Origin of the sequence: Saccharopolyspora halophila, from assembly GCF_039531955.1 — a bacterium.
Classification (GTDB): domain Bacteria; phylum Actinomycetota; class Actinomycetes; order Mycobacteriales; family Pseudonocardiaceae; genus Saccharopolyspora; species Saccharopolyspora halophila.
Genome location: NZ_BAAARA010000024.1, coordinates 1 through 16,769, shown reverse-complemented (window position 1 = coordinate 16,769; position 16,769 = coordinate 1). Strand labels below are relative to the sequence as shown.

17 protein-coding genes are annotated in these 16,769 nt (G+C 68.8%); 11 read left to right on the top strand and 6 right to left on the bottom strand.

Annotated elements, in window-relative coordinates; all coding sequences use genetic code 11:
- Positions 1-58: 58 nt before the first annotated feature.
- The 5 genes from ABD289_RS23975 (at position 59) to ABD289_RS23955 (ending at position 5,078) form a co-directional block, all read left to right on the top strand.
- Positions 59-1,345, top strand: coding sequence for an ABC transporter substrate-binding protein (locus tag ABD289_RS23975; RefSeq protein WP_344137444.1), 1,287 nt, complete (start codon positions 59-61; stop codon positions 1,343-1,345).
- On the top strand, positions 1,345-2,265 hold the full coding sequence (locus ABD289_RS23970; protein ID WP_344137441.1) for a carbohydrate ABC transporter permease: 921 nt from the start codon (positions 1,345-1,347) through the stop codon (positions 2,263-2,265). Before ABD289_RS23975 ends, ABD289_RS23970 begins: the two co-directional genes overlap by 1 nt.
- Positions 2,262-3,161 (top strand): carbohydrate ABC transporter permease, encoded by a 900-nt coding sequence (locus tag ABD289_RS23965; protein WP_344137438.1) that lies wholly within the window; start codon positions 2,262-2,264, stop codon positions 3,159-3,161. Before ABD289_RS23970 ends, ABD289_RS23965 begins: the two co-directional genes overlap by 4 nt.
- A gap of 97 nt (positions 3,162-3,258) precedes the next feature.
- Positions 3,259-4,344, top strand: coding sequence for a Gfo/Idh/MocA family protein (locus ABD289_RS23960; protein ID WP_344137435.1), 1,086 nt, complete (start codon positions 3,259-3,261; stop codon positions 4,342-4,344).
- Positions 4,341-5,078, top strand: coding sequence for a ThuA domain-containing protein (locus ABD289_RS23955; RefSeq protein WP_344137432.1), 738 nt, complete (start codon positions 4,341-4,343; stop codon positions 5,076-5,078). The genes ABD289_RS23960 and ABD289_RS23955 overlap by 4 nt, the downstream gene beginning before the upstream one ends.
- Before the next feature lie 683 nt (positions 5,079-5,761).
- On the opposite strand, the gene ABD289_RS23950 is transcribed toward ABD289_RS23955, so the two are convergent.
- The 6 genes from ABD289_RS23950 to ABD289_RS23925 all read right to left on the bottom strand — a co-directional run bounded on the left by ABD289_RS23950 (position 5,762) and on the right by ABD289_RS23925 (position 10,851).
- The gene (locus tag ABD289_RS23950) at positions 5,762-6,961 is read right to left on the bottom strand and encodes a glycosyltransferase (protein WP_344137429.1); all 1,200 of its coding nucleotides are present in this window, start codon (positions 6,959-6,961) and stop codon (positions 5,762-5,764) included.
- A 20-nt stretch (positions 6,962-6,981) separates the two neighbouring features.
- Positions 6,982-7,455: a MarR family winged helix-turn-helix transcriptional regulator gene (locus tag ABD289_RS23945; protein ID WP_344137426.1), complete on the bottom strand. Its 474-nt coding sequence runs from the start codon at positions 7,453-7,455 to the stop codon at positions 6,982-6,984.
- Positions 7,456-7,544: 89 nt separating this feature from the next.
- Positions 7,545-7,985, bottom strand: a complete 441-nt coding sequence (locus ABD289_RS23940) for a thioesterase family protein (protein ID WP_344137423.1) — start codon at positions 7,983-7,985, stop codon at positions 7,545-7,547.
- Positions 7,982-8,938 carry a 3-hydroxyacyl-CoA dehydrogenase NAD-binding domain-containing protein gene (locus tag ABD289_RS23935; protein WP_344137420.1) on the bottom strand — a complete coding sequence of 319 codons (957 nt, stop codon included), beginning with the start codon at positions 8,936-8,938 and terminating at the stop codon, positions 7,982-7,984. Before ABD289_RS23935 ends, ABD289_RS23940 begins: the two co-directional genes overlap by 4 nt.
- A 109-nt stretch (positions 8,939-9,047) precedes the next feature.
- Entirely contained in the window at positions 9,048-9,935 is an 888-nt protein-coding gene (locus ABD289_RS23930; protein ID WP_344137417.1) for a beta-keto acid cleavage family enzyme, read from the bottom strand.
- A gap of 70 nt (positions 9,936-10,005) precedes the next feature.
- On the bottom strand, positions 10,006-10,851 hold the full coding sequence (locus ABD289_RS23925) for a TetR/AcrR family transcriptional regulator (RefSeq protein ID WP_344137414.1): 846 nt from the start codon (positions 10,849-10,851) through the stop codon (positions 10,006-10,008).
- A 254-nt stretch (positions 10,852-11,105) separates the two neighbouring features.
- Between ABD289_RS23925 and ABD289_RS23920 the strand changes: the two genes are divergently transcribed.
- From ABD289_RS23920 to ABD289_RS23895, 6 genes are all read left to right on the top strand, one after another.
- Positions 11,106-11,453: a LapA family protein gene (locus tag ABD289_RS23920; RefSeq protein WP_344137411.1), complete on the top strand. Its 348-nt coding sequence runs from the start codon at positions 11,106-11,108 to the stop codon at positions 11,451-11,453.
- Positions 11,454-11,585: 132 nt separating this feature from the next.
- Entirely contained in the window at positions 11,586-12,782 is a 1,197-nt protein-coding gene (locus tag ABD289_RS23915; RefSeq protein WP_344137408.1) for an aminotransferase-like domain-containing protein, read from the top strand.
- Positions 12,783-13,225: 443 nt separating this feature from the next.
- Positions 13,226-14,266 (top strand): C40 family peptidase, encoded by a 1,041-nt coding sequence (locus ABD289_RS23910; RefSeq protein ID WP_344137405.1) that lies wholly within the window; start codon positions 13,226-13,228, stop codon positions 14,264-14,266.
- A gap of 90 nt (positions 14,267-14,356) precedes the next feature.
- The gene (locus ABD289_RS23905) at positions 14,357-15,181 is read left to right on the top strand and encodes an SAM-dependent methyltransferase (RefSeq protein WP_344137402.1); all 825 of its coding nucleotides are present in this window, start codon (positions 14,357-14,359) and stop codon (positions 15,179-15,181) included.
- A 103-nt stretch (positions 15,182-15,284) separates the two neighbouring features.
- Positions 15,285-16,379, top strand: a complete 1,095-nt coding sequence (locus ABD289_RS23900) for a baeRF2 domain-containing protein (RefSeq protein WP_344137399.1) — start codon at positions 15,285-15,287, stop codon at positions 16,377-16,379.
- Positions 16,380-16,423: 44 nt separating this feature from the next.
- The coding region (locus tag ABD289_RS23895; RefSeq protein WP_344137396.1) for a transaldolase family protein at positions 16,424-16,769 on the top strand (346 nt) is incomplete at its 3' end.

The window sequence follows — 16,769 nt, the reverse complement described above, 5'->3', positions numbered from 1 at the left end:
GATCGGTGCCCGGGTACGTCCCGGCGTCACCGCCGACGAACCGCGAAGCGGAGACATCATGCTCATCACCCGCGGCCAGCGATGGCTCGCGTCCTTGCTCGCCCTCTCGGCCCTGCCACTGGCCGGCTGCGCCGGTTACCCGGTGGTGCACCAGGTCGGCGAGCAAGCCCCCCGAGCCGAACTCGCCCGCACCGACACCACCGGCGCCCGCGGTGAGGTGACCATCTGCGGTGTCCGCGACACCGGCCTGTGGGAGACCTTCACCGCGGACTTCAACGCCGATCACCCCGGGCTCGAGATCCACTACATCGAGATCGGGCAGGACACCGATGAAACCCGCACGCAGGCGATCCAGCGCCTGCAGGGCGGGTCGCGGCAGTGCGACATCTTCCTCACCGATGTGACCTGGACCAGCGAGTGGGCCGCGCAAGGCTGGTTGCTGGACCACAGCGCGCTGGTGGAACAGCACCGCGCGGACCTGATTCCATCCACATTGGACACAGTTGAGTACGACGAACGCTACTGGGCCGTGCCGTTCTACACCAACGCGGGGCTGCTGTTCTACCGCGACGACCGGGTCCCGCGGCCCACCACCTGGAGGCAGGTCTACGCCCGCGCTGGCCAGAACGAGCTCAACCGGGTGGAGATGCAGGCCAAGCAGTACGAGGGCCTGACGGTGAACTTCCTGGAGATGCTCTACTCAGCGGGCGGATCGGTCCTCGACTCCGAAGGCAACATCACCATCGACTCACCGCAGACCCGGGAGGTGCTGCGGCTCATGGCCCACGGGCTGGACACCGGCGCGGTCGACCGGGCCAGCCTGACCTACAACGAGGACAACGCCCGTCGCGCCTACGAATCCGGTGTCGCGGGCTATCTGCGGCAATGGCCCAGCGCCCACGAGCTGATCAGCCAGACCGATGCCGGGCCGGTCACCGGGGTCTCCTCGCTGCCCGCCTTCGACGAAGACGGCGAACCGGCGGCCGTACTGGGCGGGTGGAACCTCGCCATCGCCGCGACCTCGGACAACATCGCGGGTGCGGCGGAGGTGATCGATTACGCCACCACCGCCGAGATGCAGAAGAAGCTCGTCCTCGAGCACACCCAGGCACCGGTGTTCGCCGCGGTCTACGACGACCCGCAGGTGCGCGCGAAGATCCCGTTCATCCGCGAGCTCAAGCAGTCGGTGTTCAACGCCCGCTCCCGGCCCAAATCGCCGGTCTACACCCAGATTTCCCGCGCCATATACGACAACGTCTACGAGGTCGTCTCCGGGCGGACCGACGTCGAGTCCGGCGTGCGGGAAATGAGCAAGGACATCCGCACCGCCCAGGAGACCTTCTAATGACCGCACTCACCCCGCCCCGGCGCGGCGTCGACCACGAGCAGCGCCGCACCGCGGTGCTGATGGTCAGCCCGGCGCTGCTGATCATGTTCCTGGTTGCCGCGGTGCCCATCGGCTACGCCATCTGGCTCTCGCTCAACGTCTACAGCGTCCGCCAGGACGGCCTGTCCCAGTTCGTCGGACTGACCAACTACTGGCACGCGCTGACCACCCACGAGTGGTGGCAAGCCTTCGGACAGACGTTCTTCTTCGCGATCACCTCGGTAGGCCTGGAGGTCGTGCTCGGCACGGCCATGGGCCTGCTGCTCAACATGGGTTTCCGCGGCCGCGGGTTGCTGCGCTCGGCGCTGCTGGTGCCCTACGCCGTGCTGACGGTGGTCTCGGCGATCACCTGGCAGGCCATGTTCGAATCCAACCTCGGCTTGGTCACGGGCCTCCTGCGCGCCCTGGGACTGCCCGGTGGTGAGCACGTGTGGCTCGCCGAACCGGGCTACGCGATGGCGGTGATCATCGCCGCCGACGTGTGGAAGACCGCGCCTTTCGTGGCACTGCTGGTGCTGGCCGGGCTGCAGGTCATCCCGAACGACGTCTACGAGGCCGCCGATCTGGACGGCGCGAGCCGGTGGCAGACGTTCTGGCGGGTCACCCTGCCGCTGCTGCGCCCGGCGATCGCGCTGGCCGCGATCTTCCGGATGCTCGACGCATTGCGCATTTTCGACCTGCCGTACGTGCTGACCCAGGGCGCCAACGGCACCGAAACCATGTCCATGCTCGCCTACCAGGAGTTGCAGGAGGGACGCCTCATCGGACAGGGCTCGGCGCTGTCCATTCTGACCTTCGCCACCGTGATGCTGGTGTCGCTGGTCTACATCCGCTTCGCCGGAGGCAACATCCGCGACGTCGCTCAGGAGAATCGATGACGGCGACCGTGCTCGAACCCGCCAAGTCCAGCCCACAGGCGGCACCCTCCCGCCGCGATCGCCCGCGCCGCGGGCGCGAGCAACCGCGCGCGCTCACCCTGGTGCTCGCCGTGCTGGCGATGCTGGTGTCGCTGGTGCCGTTCTACTGGCTGATCAACACCTCGCTCAAGACCGGGGCCGAGCTGTCCTCCGGCAGCCTCTACCCCACCAACGCGTCGCTGAACAACTACCTCGACGTGCTGCAGGACGGAGAGTTCCTGACCGCACTGGGCAATTCGCTGATCGTCGGCGCGGTGACCACGACGCTCGCACTGACCTTCGCCTCGTTCGCTGCCTACGCGCTGGCCCGGCTGAAGCTACCCCGAAAGGGGCTCCTGCTCGGGTTGGTGCTCTCGGTGACGACGTTTCCGGTGATCTCGATCGCGGCCCCGATGTTCAAGATCTGGAGCGACATCGGGCTCTACGACACCCTCCTGGGGCTGATCATCCCGAAGCTCACCTTCGCGCTGCCGATGGCGATCTTCGTGCTCACCTCGTTCTTCCGCGAAATCCCCTTCGAGCTCGAGGAATCCGCGCTCATCGACGGCGCCACGCCGTTCTCGGCCTTCCGGAAGGTGATCCTTCCGCTCGCCGTGCCCGGCATCGCCACCACCGCGATCCTGGTGTTCATCTCGGTCTGGAACGAGTTCCTGCTGGCGGTCACCCTGACCTCCACACCGGATGCCAGGACCGTACCGGTCGCCATCGCCTACTTCTCCGGGGTCAGCGAGTTCGACAACCCCATCGGCACCATCAGCGCGGCCTCGGTGCTGGTCACCCTGCCACTGGTGGTCCTCGTGCTGGTCTTTCAGAAGCGCATCGTGGCGGGTCTGACCGCCGGTGCCATCAAGGGCTGAATCCCTAACCCAATTGCCCGCGCGCACCGGCACCCACCCCGGATCCCACGCGCGCCCCACTGCCCAAGTCCGCGGACAAGGAGAAGGAGCAAGTCCCATGAGTGACCCCACGTTCCGGGTCGGAGTGATCGGTGTCGGCTGGGCTGGCCAGCAGCACCTCGCCGCCTACGCGGCGTTGCCCAACGTCGAGATCGTCGCGATCGCGGGGCAGGAAACCGAACTGCGCCACGAGCTCGGTGCGCGCTACGGCGCCAAGCACCTGTTCAACGACTGGGAGCGCCTGGTCGAGCTACCGGAGCTGGACGCGATCAGCATCGCCGTACCGAACTTCCTGCACGCTCCGGTCGCCATCGCCGCCCTCAAGCGCGGCTTGCACGTGCTCAGCGAAAAACCACTGGCGCGCAACGCCGTCGAAGGCCGCGAAATGGTAGAGGCGGCTCGCTCGGCGGGTCGGGTCCTGGACGTGGCGTTCAACCACCGGCTGCGCGGCGACATCCAGAAGCTCGGCGAGATCATCCACGGCGGCGAGCTGGGTCGTCCCTATTACGCCAAGGCATCGTGGATGCGCCGCCGGGGCATCCCGAAGATCGGTAGCTGGTTCACCAACCGCGACATGGCGGGCGGCGGACCGCTGGCCGACATCGGTGTGCACGTCTTGGACTACGCGCTGTTCCTGCTCGGCGAACCCCGCGTGACCTCGGTCAGCGCCGCGACCTACAACGAGCTCGGCACCCGCGACATCGGCAGCATGCAGTGGGAAACCGCAGCCGGGCAGGGATCGGCCTTCGAGGTCGAGGACATGGCAGCCGCGTTCCTGCGCCTGCAGGGCGGCGGCACCCTGGTGCTCGAGACCTCGTGGGCGGCCTTCCGCAACCCGGACGACCTCATCGACTTCCACGTCATGGGCACCGAGGGCGGCGCCGAGCTCACCGCGGTGGGAGCCACCAAGGCCAAGGTCGGCGACCTGCGCATCTACCGCGACGTCGACGGCGAGGTCGCCGATTACCGACCGAGCGCCGAACCGGGCCTCGCGCATCCGGGCGTGGTCGCCGACTTCGTCCGGACCCTGGCCGATCCGGACGAGTGGGCGCGCAACGACGGCTCGATCGCCCTGCGCCGCGCCCAGATCATCGACGCCTGTTACCAGTCGGCCACCGAGAAAAAGGAGATCACGGTCGAATGAGCCTGCGCATCACCGTCTGGAACGAGGGCGTCCACGAGGCGCGGCAGCACCCGTCCGGTATCGACGAGTACTACCCGGACGGGATTCACGGCGCGATCGCCGAGGCGCTGCGCGCGCACATCCCCACCGCCTCGGTCCGCACCGCCATGCTCAGCGATCCCGAGCACGGGCTTCCGGAATCGGTCCTGGCCGACACCGACGTGCTGCTGTGGTGGGCGCACCTGGCCCACGGCGAAGTCTCGGACGAGGTCGTCTCGCGCGTCCAGCGGCACGTCCTGGGCGGGATGGGTCTGCTGGTGCTGCACTCCGGGCACTTCTCCAAGATCTTCACCCGCCTTCTGGGCACCACTTGTTCGCTGAGCTGGCGCAATGCGGCCGAGCGCGAGGTCGTCTGGACGGTCGACCCGACCCACCCGATCACCGAAGGGGTGCCGAACCCCCTGGTCATCCCCGAACAGGAAACCTACGGCGAGTTCTTCGACATCCCGGTCCCGGACGAGCTGATCTTCATCAGCTCGTTCACCGGCGGCGAGGTCTTCCGCTCCGGCTGCACCTTCCACCGGGGACGGGGTCGCATCTTCTACTTCAGCCCCGGCGATGAGAGCTACCCGGTGTACAACCAGCCCGAGATCCAGCGAGTGCTGACCAACGGAGTCCACTGGGCCGCGCAACCCGGGATCGAGCGCGCCATTCCGCAGGTGTCGAACCCGGAACGCGACTGGTACCTCACCTGACCGGGTCCGGGCGGGCGCGCCGCGCGGAGCTCGCACGGCGCGCCCACCGACGGCCGCCCGGGGCATCCACCCAGGTAGACGCGGATCCGCTCGAACATACCGGCAGGATCTACCATCGAAGAGCGAACACCAAGTACCGCGAGCCCGCTTCTTGTAGGCGATATTCCATGTACATGATCAATGTCCGGTTTGTCGGGACAGTTTTAGGCAAAACTGTCGGCTCCCGCCTCGCCGCCGGGGTGTCGTCGGAGGCGGCGGGGCGTTGATCTTGGGGTATGGGGTTGGTGCAGGTCGGGTGGATCTTCGTGGGTGGGCGACCCCCCGGTGGGCCGGGGGATTGGGCGGTTTGTCATAATGAGGTGACAGCGCAGATCCCGCCGCTGTTCTTCTTGCTCACTTCCAACAAAACTCGTGGTGAGAACTGTGTCTAAGCGCAACAACGGATCTGATGCTGCTTTCCGCAACCCGGTTGAGGGCGGCCGCATCTGCCCGTCTCCGAGTGAGCTGATCGCGCTGCGCGGCCCCTGGGGCTCGCGCAGGCCCTCGCGTCGCCTCGGCACGACGGGTGTTGTCTCGGCCGACGTCGGCACCCGGTCCTGAACGAAACCGGCTGTCGCTGAGCTGATCCCGCTCGGCCAGAACCGGCGGTGCGGGCACGCGGCCGGGCGCGCGCCCGCGATGGCTCAGCTCGCGTGGGCGACGAGGTCGTCCACGATCGCCGACAGCGGCGGAAGTGCCAGCATCCTCCGCTGCACGCCTCGCGCGCGTGCGCGGTAGCCCGGGTCCTCCAGGACCTGCTGCAGCGCGTCGCGCAGGCGTGCGGTCGTGACGTCCTCGACGTTGAGCCGCAGGCCGGCGCCGAGCTCGGTGATGCGCGCCGCGTTGCCGGGCTGCTCGGCGAACATCGGGATCGACACCATCGGCACGCCCGCGTCGAACGACTCCAGCGTGCTGTTGAACCCGCTGTGGGTGATGAACGCGTCCACGGCGGGCAGCAGCGCGCCCTGCTGCACGAACGGCGTGAGGTGCACGTTGTCCGGTCGCGGCCCGGCCCAGTCCGCGGGCTCGCGGTCAGCGCCGATGGCGGCCACCGCGGTGACCGGCATCTCGCCGAGCGCCTCGATGATCGTCTCCAGCAGCTGCGGCCGGTCGCCCAGCATCGCCGGGGCGTTGGAGCCGAGACTGGCCAGCACCAGCGGCTTGTCGTCGGGCAGCGCGGCGACGGCGGGGTCCAGCGGAGCGGTTCGCCGCTGCGGCGGGCGGTAGTGATGTCGCGCTTCCAGCCTCGCCTGCTCGGGGTAGAACCCCTCGGGGATCACCGTGGCGCGGAACTCGCGCATCGCCTCCCACGGATCGTCGATCTCGGGCAGCTCGAAGTCCGCGCGGAGGCCGTTGAGCTCGGCCAGCACCTCGGGTGAGCCGTGCGGGGCCATCGGGCCGATGTCGAGCACGGCCTGCGGGATGCCCAGCTTGCGCGCGGCGATGTAGCCGCCGAACTCGGTGACCTCGCGCACGATCAAGTCCGGGCGTGCGCCGTCGAGGACGTCCAGCAGGTCGGCGGCCGATCGGTGGCCGAGCACGCCGATGAAGTTGTGCGCGAAGACCTCCGGCCGCAGGTCGATGGTCCTGCGGCCGCGGTCGTGGGCCATCAGCTCGGGAATCTCGGCCAGGCCCGCGTAGGCCGGGTCCATCGCCAATTGCCCCATGGTCAGCGCGTTGGGCAGCCGGATCGCCCGCAGCCCCGCGTCCTCGACGTGCGCGGCGGCTTGATCACCTGTGGCCACCGCGACTTCGTGCCCCGCATCGTGCAGCATCCGCGCCACTGGCAGCACCAGCGGCACGAGATGCGAGTACGCGGGTTGAGCGGTGAGGACGATGCGCAACGTTTCTCCTAGTTGGCGAATCAGTCGGTGCTGTCCGAATCGTCGGCTACGCCGGGGAGGTTGGCGTTCATCCGATCCAGCAGCGACTCGAGCGTCTCCACTTCGCTGCTGTCCATGCCGCGCATCAGCTCCGCGTTGGCCTGCCTGGCGGCGTGCACCAGCCGCTGGTGCACCTCGCGTCCCTCATCGGTGAGCGTGATCAGCTGCGCGCGCCGGTCGTCGGCGGTCTGGTCGCGGCGCAGCAGGCCGTCGGCCACGAGCCGGTCGACCTGCCGCGCCACCGTCTGCCCGCTGACGCGCAGCTTGGCCGCGAGATCGCGCTGGATCAGCGGGCCCAGGCTCTGCAGGGTTTCCAGCACGGTCCACGCCGCGAAGCTGGCGCCGGCCTCGTGCAGGCGCCGCTCGAAGTTCTCCCGGGCCCGGCGCGCGGCCAGGTTGAGCCGATACCCCAGGTTGCCCAACCCGGCGGACTGGTTCGGATCGGTCGAATCCATCGATTCCCCCAAAAACGGCAGCCGACTGATAGTCAGCGTGCTGTCTAGATCAGGGTACCCGTGCGCCGGCGCCCACCGGGGAGAGCGGGTCAGCCGATCGACCGGCCCGCGTACTCCGGAGCCGGTTCGACCCGGCTCGCGAGCTCGTCGGCGATCTCCTGCGGGAACGGGGTGGCACGTCCCTGCTCGCCGTCGACGTGCAGCGCCATCAGCTCCGTGGTGGCGACCAGGGTCTCGCCCACCACCATCTCGTGGCACATCCGGAGCTTCTTCGCCCCGGTGTCGATGACGCGCGTGGTGATCAGCAGCTCCGAGTCCGCGGGCACCTCGCGCAGGTACCGCACGTGCGCCTCGACGATGTAGAGGGAGCAGCCGGTGTTCTCCAGGTAGGCCGCGTCCATGCCGATGCGTCCCATCAGGGCGTCGGTGGCGAAACCGAACACCAGCACGTAGTAGGCCTCGCTGAGGTGCCCGTTGTAGTCGATCCACTCCGGGCGCACCTGCGTGCGCAGGTCGGGTTCGCGGCTCAACGGGACTCCTTGATCTTGTCGACGGCGCGCATGACCTCGATGACCGCGCGATCGCGGTCGGCGACCAGCTCGGCCACCGGGGTGCCCCCGGAGGCCTCCTCGCAACCCTGGACCATGCGATCGCGCAGGTCATCGGTGAGCTCGGGGGCTTCCAGGCGGGTCCACGGGGCCTTCAGCGAAGGACCAAAGTGGTCGAGCATGTGCGACATGCCGCCTTCGCCGCCCGCGAGGTGGAAGGTCAGGCACGGTCCGAGCAGCGGCCAGCGCAGCCCCGGGCCCGCGGTGATCGAGGAGTCGATCTGCTCCACGGTGGCTTCCCCGTTGGCGACCATGTGCAGCGCCTCGCGCCAGATCGCCTCCTGGAGCCGGTTGGCGATGAAGCCGGGCACCTCGTGCTCCATCTTGATCACGTGCTTGCCCGCGATGTCGAAGAACTCGGCGGCCCAGTCCACCGCCCACTGCTCGGACTTCTCACCGCCGACGACCTCGACCAGCGGGATGAGGTAGGGCGGGTTGAAGGGGTGGCCGACGACCAGGCGCTCCGGGGTGGCGCAGCGCTGCTGCATGTCGGTCATCGGGAAGCCCGAGGTCGACGAGGAGACCACCACGCCGTCCGGGGCGGCGGCGTCGATGCGGGAGAGCAGGTCGAGCTTGAGCTCGAGGTCCTCCGGGGCGCTCTCCTGCACGAACTCGGCCTCGCCGACCGCGTCCTCCAGAGTCGCCGCCACGGTCAGGTTCTCGCGCGAGGCGCCCTCGGCCAGCCCCAGCTCGGTGAGCGCGGGCCAAGCGGCCTCGACCAGGCGCTGCAGCTTGTCCTTCGCGTCCGGAGCCGGGTCCCAGGCGGTGACCTGGTAGCCCCGGGCGAGGAAGTGCGCGACCCAGCCGCCGCCGATGACACCGGCGCCCACGCAGGCGACCTTGCGCACCGATCCCGGTGCGATGCGTGCGTCCACTGTGCATTCCCTTCGAAGAGGTTGGGGCGCGGGTGGTTCGCCCGCCCGCGCGGAGGTGATCGGACCTGCTGCGCGCCCGCGGTGAGGTGGCGGAGGTCCGGGGGAGAGGTCAGGAGCGGGGCTTGAGCCCGAGCTTGGCGCGCGCCTGGTCCGGGCTTGCGACCTTGGCGCCGAGCGACTCGACGATCGTCACGGCGCGCTCGACGAGCTTGGCGTTGGTGGCCTTGACGCCCTTGCTCAGGTAGAGGTTGTCCTCGAGACCGACGCGCACCTGGCCGCCGAGGATGGCCGACTGCGCGACCCAGGGCATCTGGTTGCGGCCGATCGAGAAGCTGGCCCAGTTCGAGCCTTCCGGCAGCATGTTCACCATCGACTGCAGCACGCCCGGGTCGGCCGGAGCACCGTAGGGGATGCCCATGCACAGCTGGAACAGCGCCGGGGCGTCGATGAGCCCCTCCTCGATGAGCTTGGTGGCGAACCACAGCTGCCCGGTGTCGAAGACCTCCATCTCCGGCTTGACCCCGAGCTCCTGGATGCGCTTGGCGCCCGCGCGCATCATGTCCGGGGTGGAGATGTAGAGCTGGCTGCCCTCGCCGAAGTTCAGCGACCCCATGTCCATCGTGCAGATGTCCGGCAGCAGCTCCTCGACGTGCGGAAGCCGCTCCAAGCCGTTGACCAGGTCGGTGCCGTCGACCGGCTTGAGCGGGTCGTCCTGGTCGATGAACAGGTCGCCGCCCATCCCGGCGGTCAGGTTGATGACGACGTCCACACCGGACTCGCGGACCCGGCGCACGACCTCCTCGTAGAGCCGGACCTCGCGCGAACCCTGCCCCGTCTCGACGTTGCGCACGTGGATGTGCACGACCGCGGCGCCCGCGTTGGCCGCCGCCACGGCGTCCTTGGCGATCTGCTCCGGGCTGACCGGGACGAACTCGTTCTTGCCCACGGTGTCGCCCGCGCCGGTGAGCGCGGCGGTGATGATGACCTCGTTGTTCAACGTGATTCCCTTCCGTAAAACGGCATGCTGAAGCAGCGCCCGGCAGACCGGGCGCATTCCGAGATTCGGTTCAGTGCCTGACGATTTCGCGATCGATGTAGTCGTGCAGCGCCTTTCGCATGCGCTGCACCGAGCGTCCCCGGCGGTCGGTGAGCACCTGGATGCCGAGGCCGTCGATGAGCGCGGTGAGGCTCATGGTCAGGTCCTCGGCGTCGGTGTCGGTGAACACGCCCTGCTGCTGGCCCTGGCGGATGGTGCGGGCGATGGTGTCGTGCCATCGGGTGTAGGAATCGCTGTGCAGAACCCGGAGTTCGGGGCGCAGTGCGCTCTCGTTCCACACCTGCAGCCAGATCGACCACTCGCGCCGCAGCAGCCCGGGGGAGGGAAGCTGCAGCTCCACGAGCCGCAGCAAGCGCGCGTGGGCGTCGTCGATGCTGTGCAGCTCGGCGACCTGGCGATCGAAGGCCTGCTTGACCGAATACCGCAGGGTCTCGGTCAGCAGGTCGTCGCGGCCGGGGAAGTAGTAGTGGATCGTCGCCGCGCTCGTCCCGGCCGCCTGGGCGACGTCGGCCACGCGCACCGCGTGGTAACCGCGCTCGGCGATCAGTTCCCAGGCGGCGTCGAGGATCTGCTGGTAGCGCTCGGGCTTGGTGGCGTCGGCGCGGGCGCTGCGCTGCGGGGCAGCGGCGACGGTCTCGACGTCATCGCCACCGTTGATCAGCCAGTTGACCGTGACGTGGCAGATCTCGGCGATGCGGGTGAGCTCTGCGGGGGTGAAGCGCCGGGTGCCGGTCAGCGACTTCGACAGCTTGGTGGCGTCGAGGCCGATGCGCTCGGCGAAGGTGCGCTGGGAGTCCGGGTGTGCGCGGACCACTCCGCGTGCCCGTTCCCGCAGCCCGTCATCGGTGTCCGTCACGTGCCACACGCTATCAGCGCATTGCGATCGTCGCAATAATGGGACAGAAATGTCGGTGCATAAACCGTTCTGAACTGGTGCTATTCCTCCGCTCGCGGAGCTGACTGACAAGTCAGTCGAATCGCAACCGCCGGATGGGGCCGAGGTGCGGGCGGAGGTCGTCCGGCTCGGTCGCGCGATCCGCGGAGGTCGCGTGGCCCGGCCGCAGCGCGTCGCTATTGCGTACTCCGAGTGATCGCCCGATGATGATCCGCATGGCGCGCAACGGTACGAGTGATCAGGCCACGCCCGGAGTGGACCAGGGCGGGAGCAAGCGGTCCCGCACGGCTTGGATCTGGTCCAGCGTGATCATCGCGTTCATCGTGCTGGTCTTCCTGCTGATCTTCATCCTGCAGAACGTCCAGAGCGTCACCGTGCGGTTCCTCGGCCTGGCCGGAACCCTCCCGCTGGGCGTGGCCATGCTGTTCTCGGTGATCGGCGGTGCGCTGCTGGTCGCGCTGGCGGGTACGGCGCGGATCCTGCAGCTGCGGCGCGAGGCGCGGAAGGCGGCGCACTCCAGCAACGGCACCACCAAGCGCATCGACGGTGACGGCGAGCACTGACTTCACCGACCTCCCGGTCGCGAGTTTGCTGCTCGAAGAGCGGATCCCGCAGCCACGCGGGGCGCCAGGTTCCGCCACCCGCACCGCCACGCAAGCCCCGAACTGAAATTCTCCTAAGGGGAGGTCTCTGCGGTGGCAGTCGACTGGACGCGGCGGATGGCACGGCGGGCGCGCGAGGCCGGAGATCCGCTGGGCGGCATCCTGGCGCTGGCGAACGCGCGCGGCGTGCTGAACTTCTCCGGCGGATTCCCCGACCCGTCGCTGTTCCCGACCGGCGAGCTGGCCGAGATCACACGGCGCCTGCTCGACGAGGATCCGGGCGTGGCTCTCCAGTACACCCCCAGCAACGGCATCGAATCCGCGCGGCACGCGGTGGCGGACTGGGCGGTGCGGGAGCAAGGTCGCAGACCCGCCGACGGTGAACTCATGCTCACCAGCGGTGGAATCGACGCGGTCACCCTCATCGCCAAGACGATGCTCGACCCCGGCGACGTGGTGCTGGTGGAGGAGCCGACCTATCTCGGGGCGGTCTCCGGTTTCGCCACATTCGACCCGGTGCTGCGCGGCGCAGCGCTCGACGAGGACGGATTGGACGTCGGCGCGCTGGCGGAGCTGCTCGCCGCGGCGCCGGCGGCTCCGAAGCTGCTCTACACCATCCCGGATCACCAGAATCCCAGCGGCCGTTCGCTTTCCGAGTCTCGGCGGCGCGAACTCGTGGAGCTGTGCAGGCGGTGGGACGTGCTCGTCGTCGAGGACGTGGCGTACCGGCAGCTGGCCTTCGACGGAACCGCGGCACCGAGTCTGTGGTCGCTCGGGCCGGACGTGGTGATCCAGATCGGCACGTTCTCGAAGATCTTCTTCCCGGGCGTGCGCCTGGGATGGGCGGTCGGGCCCGCCGAGGTCGTGGACAAGCTGGCCGTGGCCAAGCAGAACTCCGACCAGTGCGCGGGTGCGCTGGGGCAGCGCATGCTGGAGGAATATCTGCGCGGCGGGTTGCTCGACGGACATCTCCCGAAGGCCCGCGCGCTCTACCGGGACCGCGCGGCGGCCGTCGACGCCGCGCTCGCGGAGCACTTCGCCGAACTGGGAACTTGGACGTCGCCGACCGGTGGTTTCTTCACCTGGCTGCACCTGCCGGGTATCGACACCACGGCCCTGGCGAGCCGGGCCGCCGAGCACGACGTCGCTTTCGTGCCGGGAGCGGGCTTCTACGCGGAGAAGGCCGACACCGAGCATCTGCGCCTCTCGTTCAGCAGGATCGAGGTGCCCGAGATCGAACAGGGCATCGCCAACCTCGCCACCGCGGTGCGGGAATCGGCCGAGGTGTGAGTCCACTCCGGTGAGCGGTTCGAGAAGCGTCGGCCAGCCGTGCGGTCGCGATAGACGAGTCACCGGTGCGCTGTCCTGGAACGCGGTTTCGCCCGAGGGCGGCGGGTTTCGGCTGCTCGATGTGGTCCGATATGCCCCGGCTGTCCCGGTTGTTCAAATGGGCGGTATTCTCAGCTGCGGGATGGCCGAAATATCCTGAACACTGGGTATCGATTTTTCCTCCTCGCGCGTTAACAATTATCGGCAGTGGCAAGGGTCACCATTCTTCAGGTGCTTGCCGCGTGCGCGCTCTCAGTTCGAAGATCGGTGGAAATCGCTGCGCAGGGGCGTGGTGAGCGGCCAGCGGATTGCCAGGGGGTCGTCCATCCGGGCCAGCCGACGTCTAGTCTCGCGGATCGATCTGCCGGAGATCCGCCGGTGACCGATCCGTTAGGGAGCGCCCGATGTCGCTGAACACCAACCGCACCGCCAAGCGCACCGCGTTAGTGGCCGCGACCGCTCTGTCCACCGTGTTCATCAGCGGCGTGCCCGCAGTGGCACAGCCCGAGCAGCCGGCCAACGCCTCGCAGGCCCTGCAGAAGCTGCGCGAGCTGTCCAAGCAGGCCGAGGTGCTCACCGAGGACTACAAGAAGGCCCAGGACGACCACAACGCCAAGGAGCAAGCGCTCCAGCGGTTCACCGAGTCCGCGGCGCAGGCCGACAAGGTGGCCGCCGAGGCGCACGCGCAGGAGGAGCGGCTGCGCGGCAAGGTCGACGAGCTGAGCAAGGCCTCCTACAAGGGCTCCCGGATGAACACGCTCTCGGCGCTGATCGGTAGCGAACGTCCCAAGCAGTTCCTGGACCGCGCCGCGACGCTGGACCTGATGTCGGAGCACAACAACGAGGCGGTGCAGGCGATGGCGGCGGCGACCAAGCGCGCCGAGCAAGCCCAACGCCAAGCCCGCGAGGCCGAGGCCAAGGCCGCCAAGGCCGAGCAGGACGCCGCCAAGCTCGAGGGCGACATCGCCAGCCGCAAGGAGCAGATGGACGATCAGATCGCGGAGGTCAAGGAGCAGTACAGCAACCTCAGCGAGGACGACAAGGACGTGCTCTCCGGTGTCAGCAGTGCCGTCGGACAGCTCGCGGGTTCCGGCACCGCGATCAAGGCCGTCAACGCCGCGTTGAGCAAGCAGGGCTCGCCCTACGTGTACGGGGCCAAGGGACCCAACCAGTTCGACTGCTCCGGCCTGGTGCAGTGGGCCTACCAGCAGGCCGGGGTTTCGCTGCCCGGTTCCACCCGTTCCCAGGTCTCGGTGGGCAAGTCGGTCAGCCAGTCGAACATGAAGCCCGGCGACATCATCTTCTTCTACAGCTCTGCCAGCCACGACGGCATCTACATCGGCAACGGCAAGATGGTGCACGCCCCGACCGAAGGCCAGGACGTCACGGTCGAAGAGGTCAAGTACATGGGCGACGTGCACTCCGTGCGGCGAGTCGCGGGCTGATCTCGCGCCCGCGGGTTCGGCCCCGATCGGCGACGTGTGTTCCGGGGTCGGCACCCGGGACGCGCTCCGTGGCGGGGTTATGCTGACCGGGTGACCGGAAGCGGGGACAGGTCGTCGGACGGCTGGGGCGTTCCACCGGGCGGAGTCGATGTGCGACGCCCGAATTCCGCCCGGATGTACGACTACTACCTCGGTGGTTCGGCCAACTTCGCCGTCGACCGGGAGGCCGCCGAAGCCGGGTTGTCGGCCATGCCCTACGCCCGGGATTACGCGGTCGCCAACCGAGCCTTCCTGCGGCGGGCCGTGGCGTACCTGCTCGAGCAGGGCGTCGGTCAGTTCCTGGACCTCGGGTCCGGGATCCCGACGGTCGGCAACGTGCACGAGATCGCCCATCAGCAGGATCCGCGGGCCCGCATCGCCTACGTCGACCACGAGCCCGTGGCGGTCGCGCACGCGCAAGCGCTGCTGGAGGGCGACGAGCTGGTTTCGATCGACCAGGCCGACATCCGCCGTCCCGATGAGGTGCTCAACGCCCCGGGCGTCGCGCGGCTGGACTTCCACCGGCCGGTGGGTGTGCTCGCGGTCGCGATCCTGCCCTTCGTGCCGGACCAGCAGGAGGCCACCGCGCTCACCGCCGCCTACCGGCGGGCTTGCGCACCGGGCAGCCACCTCGCGGTCACGCACATCTCCCAGCTGGCGGCGAGTTCGGAACAGGTGGCCGCGGCCGAGGAGGTCATGGCGCAGACGCCGACTCCGGTGCGCTGGCGCGGTCCGGAGGAGATCGCCGAGCTCCTGCACGGCTACGAGCTCGTCGAGCCCGGCCTGGTGCCCACGGCGTCCTGGCGGCCGGAACGCGCGCCCACCGAGGACGAGGTGGCGCGAGCCAACGCCTACGCCGCGGTCGGCCGCTGCTGATCTCGGTCGCGTTTCGAGTTTGAACGGCACGCGGATCGGGGACACTCACGGGTGGTGCTCCTGATGCCGTCACCGATCTCGCGGAGGTGATTCGGCGGTGCAGATGGGACAGCTGCAACACGTCTACGACCACGCCGGGCCGTTCACGACGGTCTACGTGGATACCTCGGCTGATGTGGAGGACGCGTCGAAGGCCATCGAGCTGCGGTGGCGCGATCTGCGCGAGCGGCTGCAAGGCCAGGGCGCCGACGAGGCGACGCTGGAAGCGATCGGCGAGCAGGTTCGCCGGCATCGCGCGCAGAACGGCCCGCGCGGGCAGGTGATCGTCGGCACCGGCGGTGAAGTCGTGCTCTCCGAAGAACTGCCCGAGCCGCCCAGCAACCTGCCCGCCGAGGACCAGGCCTGCTTCGGCGCCGCGCCGCACCTGCTGCCCTACCTGCGCAGGCGCATGACCCCGGTGCCGTTCCTGCTCGCCGACGTCGATCGGGTCAGTGCCGAACTGCTGCTGGTGCGCGGGTCTGCCGACATCGAACGCCGGGAGCTCAGCGGTGCTGACCATCCGGTGCACAAGGCGCACTCGGGTGATCCGGAGAATCACCAGCGGCTCCACCTCGCGGTGGAGGAGCAGTGGCGGCGCAACGCCGAGCTGATGGCCGACGAGATCACCGAGTGGGCGCGCAAGATGGAGGCCCGCGTGATCGTGCTGGCCGGTGACGTGCAGCAGCGCGGGCTGGTCCGCGACCGGCTCGGCAACGAGGTGCGCGACGTCGTGGTGGAAAGCGACACCGGAGTGCGCGGTGTCCCGGACGAGGAGCTGCGCCAGGAGATCGCTTCGACGGTCCACAATGCGCACGTCGCCGACGTGGTGGACGAGTTCGAGCGGGAACGCGGTCGTGCTGAGCGCGCCGTCGAAGGCTGGCCGGACACCGTGGCCCTGCTGCGCCGCGGCCAGGTCCGCACGCTGCTGTGGACCACCGACGAACGCGCGGGTGAGCTCTACATCGGACCGGGAACGACCGAACTCGCCGATGTCGAGCAGGATCTCACCGACATGGGCAGCGAAACGCTGGGTCGGGTGCCCGCCAGCGCCGCGGTGCTCCGCACGCTGGCCGCCACCGATGGCGAGGTGATCATCGCCGATCCGGAAGCGGTGGAGCTGACCGGAGGCATCGGCGCCGTGCTGAGGTTCGCGGCGTAACCGCTGGGCACGCTGGAAGTCGAGACGGGCAACGGAGGACAACGGTGGGCAATCCGAACCTCGAGGCCCTGAGCGAGGCCGGGGTGTCGATCTGGCTGGACGACCTGAGCCGCGGCCGCATCGCCGCGGGCAAGTTCCAGGAACTGATCGACGAGTACTCCCTGGTCGGGGCGACCTCCAATCCGACGATCTTCGCCAACGCACTGGCACGGGAACCCGACTACGACGAGCAGTTCGAACAACTCACCAAGGCGGGCGAGGACGTCGACGGCGCGGCTCGTGCGATCACCACGACGGATGTGCGGGATGCGGCGGATGTGTTCCGGGGTGTCTACGACCGCACGGGTGGTGTGGACGGCCGGGTGTCGCTGGAGGTCGATCCGCGGCTGG

What these genes read in the sequence shown, in the direction of transcription:
- ABD289_RS23910 (WP_344137405.1), top strand. Translation starts at nt 13,226, where the DNA reads ATGTCGCTGAACACCAACCGCACCGCCAAGCGCACCGCGTTAGTGGCC.
- ABD289_RS23960 (WP_344137435.1), top strand. Translation starts at nt 3,259, where the DNA reads ATGAGTGACCCCACGTTCCGGGTCGGAGTGATCGGTGTCGGCTGGGCT.
- ABD289_RS23920 (WP_344137411.1), top strand. Translation starts at nt 11,106, where the DNA reads ATGGCGCGCAACGGTACGAGTGATCAGGCCACGCCCGGAGTGGACCAG.
- ABD289_RS23945 (WP_344137426.1), bottom strand. Translation starts at nt 7,455, where the DNA reads ATGGATTCGACCGATCCGAACCAGTCCGCCGGGTTGGGCAACCTGGGG.
- ABD289_RS23970 (WP_344137441.1), top strand. Translation starts at nt 1,345, where the DNA reads ATGACCGCACTCACCCCGCCCCGGCGCGGCGTCGACCACGAGCAGCGC.
- ABD289_RS23955 (WP_344137432.1), top strand. Translation starts at nt 4,341, where the DNA reads ATGAGCCTGCGCATCACCGTCTGGAACGAGGGCGTCCACGAGGCGCGG.
- ABD289_RS23900 (WP_344137399.1), top strand. Translation starts at nt 15,285, where the DNA reads ATGGGACAGCTGCAACACGTCTACGACCACGCCGGGCCGTTCACGACG.
- ABD289_RS23975 (WP_344137444.1), top strand. Translation starts at nt 59, where the DNA reads ATGCTCATCACCCGCGGCCAGCGATGGCTCGCGTCCTTGCTCGCCCTC.
- ABD289_RS23965 (WP_344137438.1), top strand. Translation starts at nt 2,262, where the DNA reads ATGACGGCGACCGTGCTCGAACCCGCCAAGTCCAGCCCACAGGCGGCA.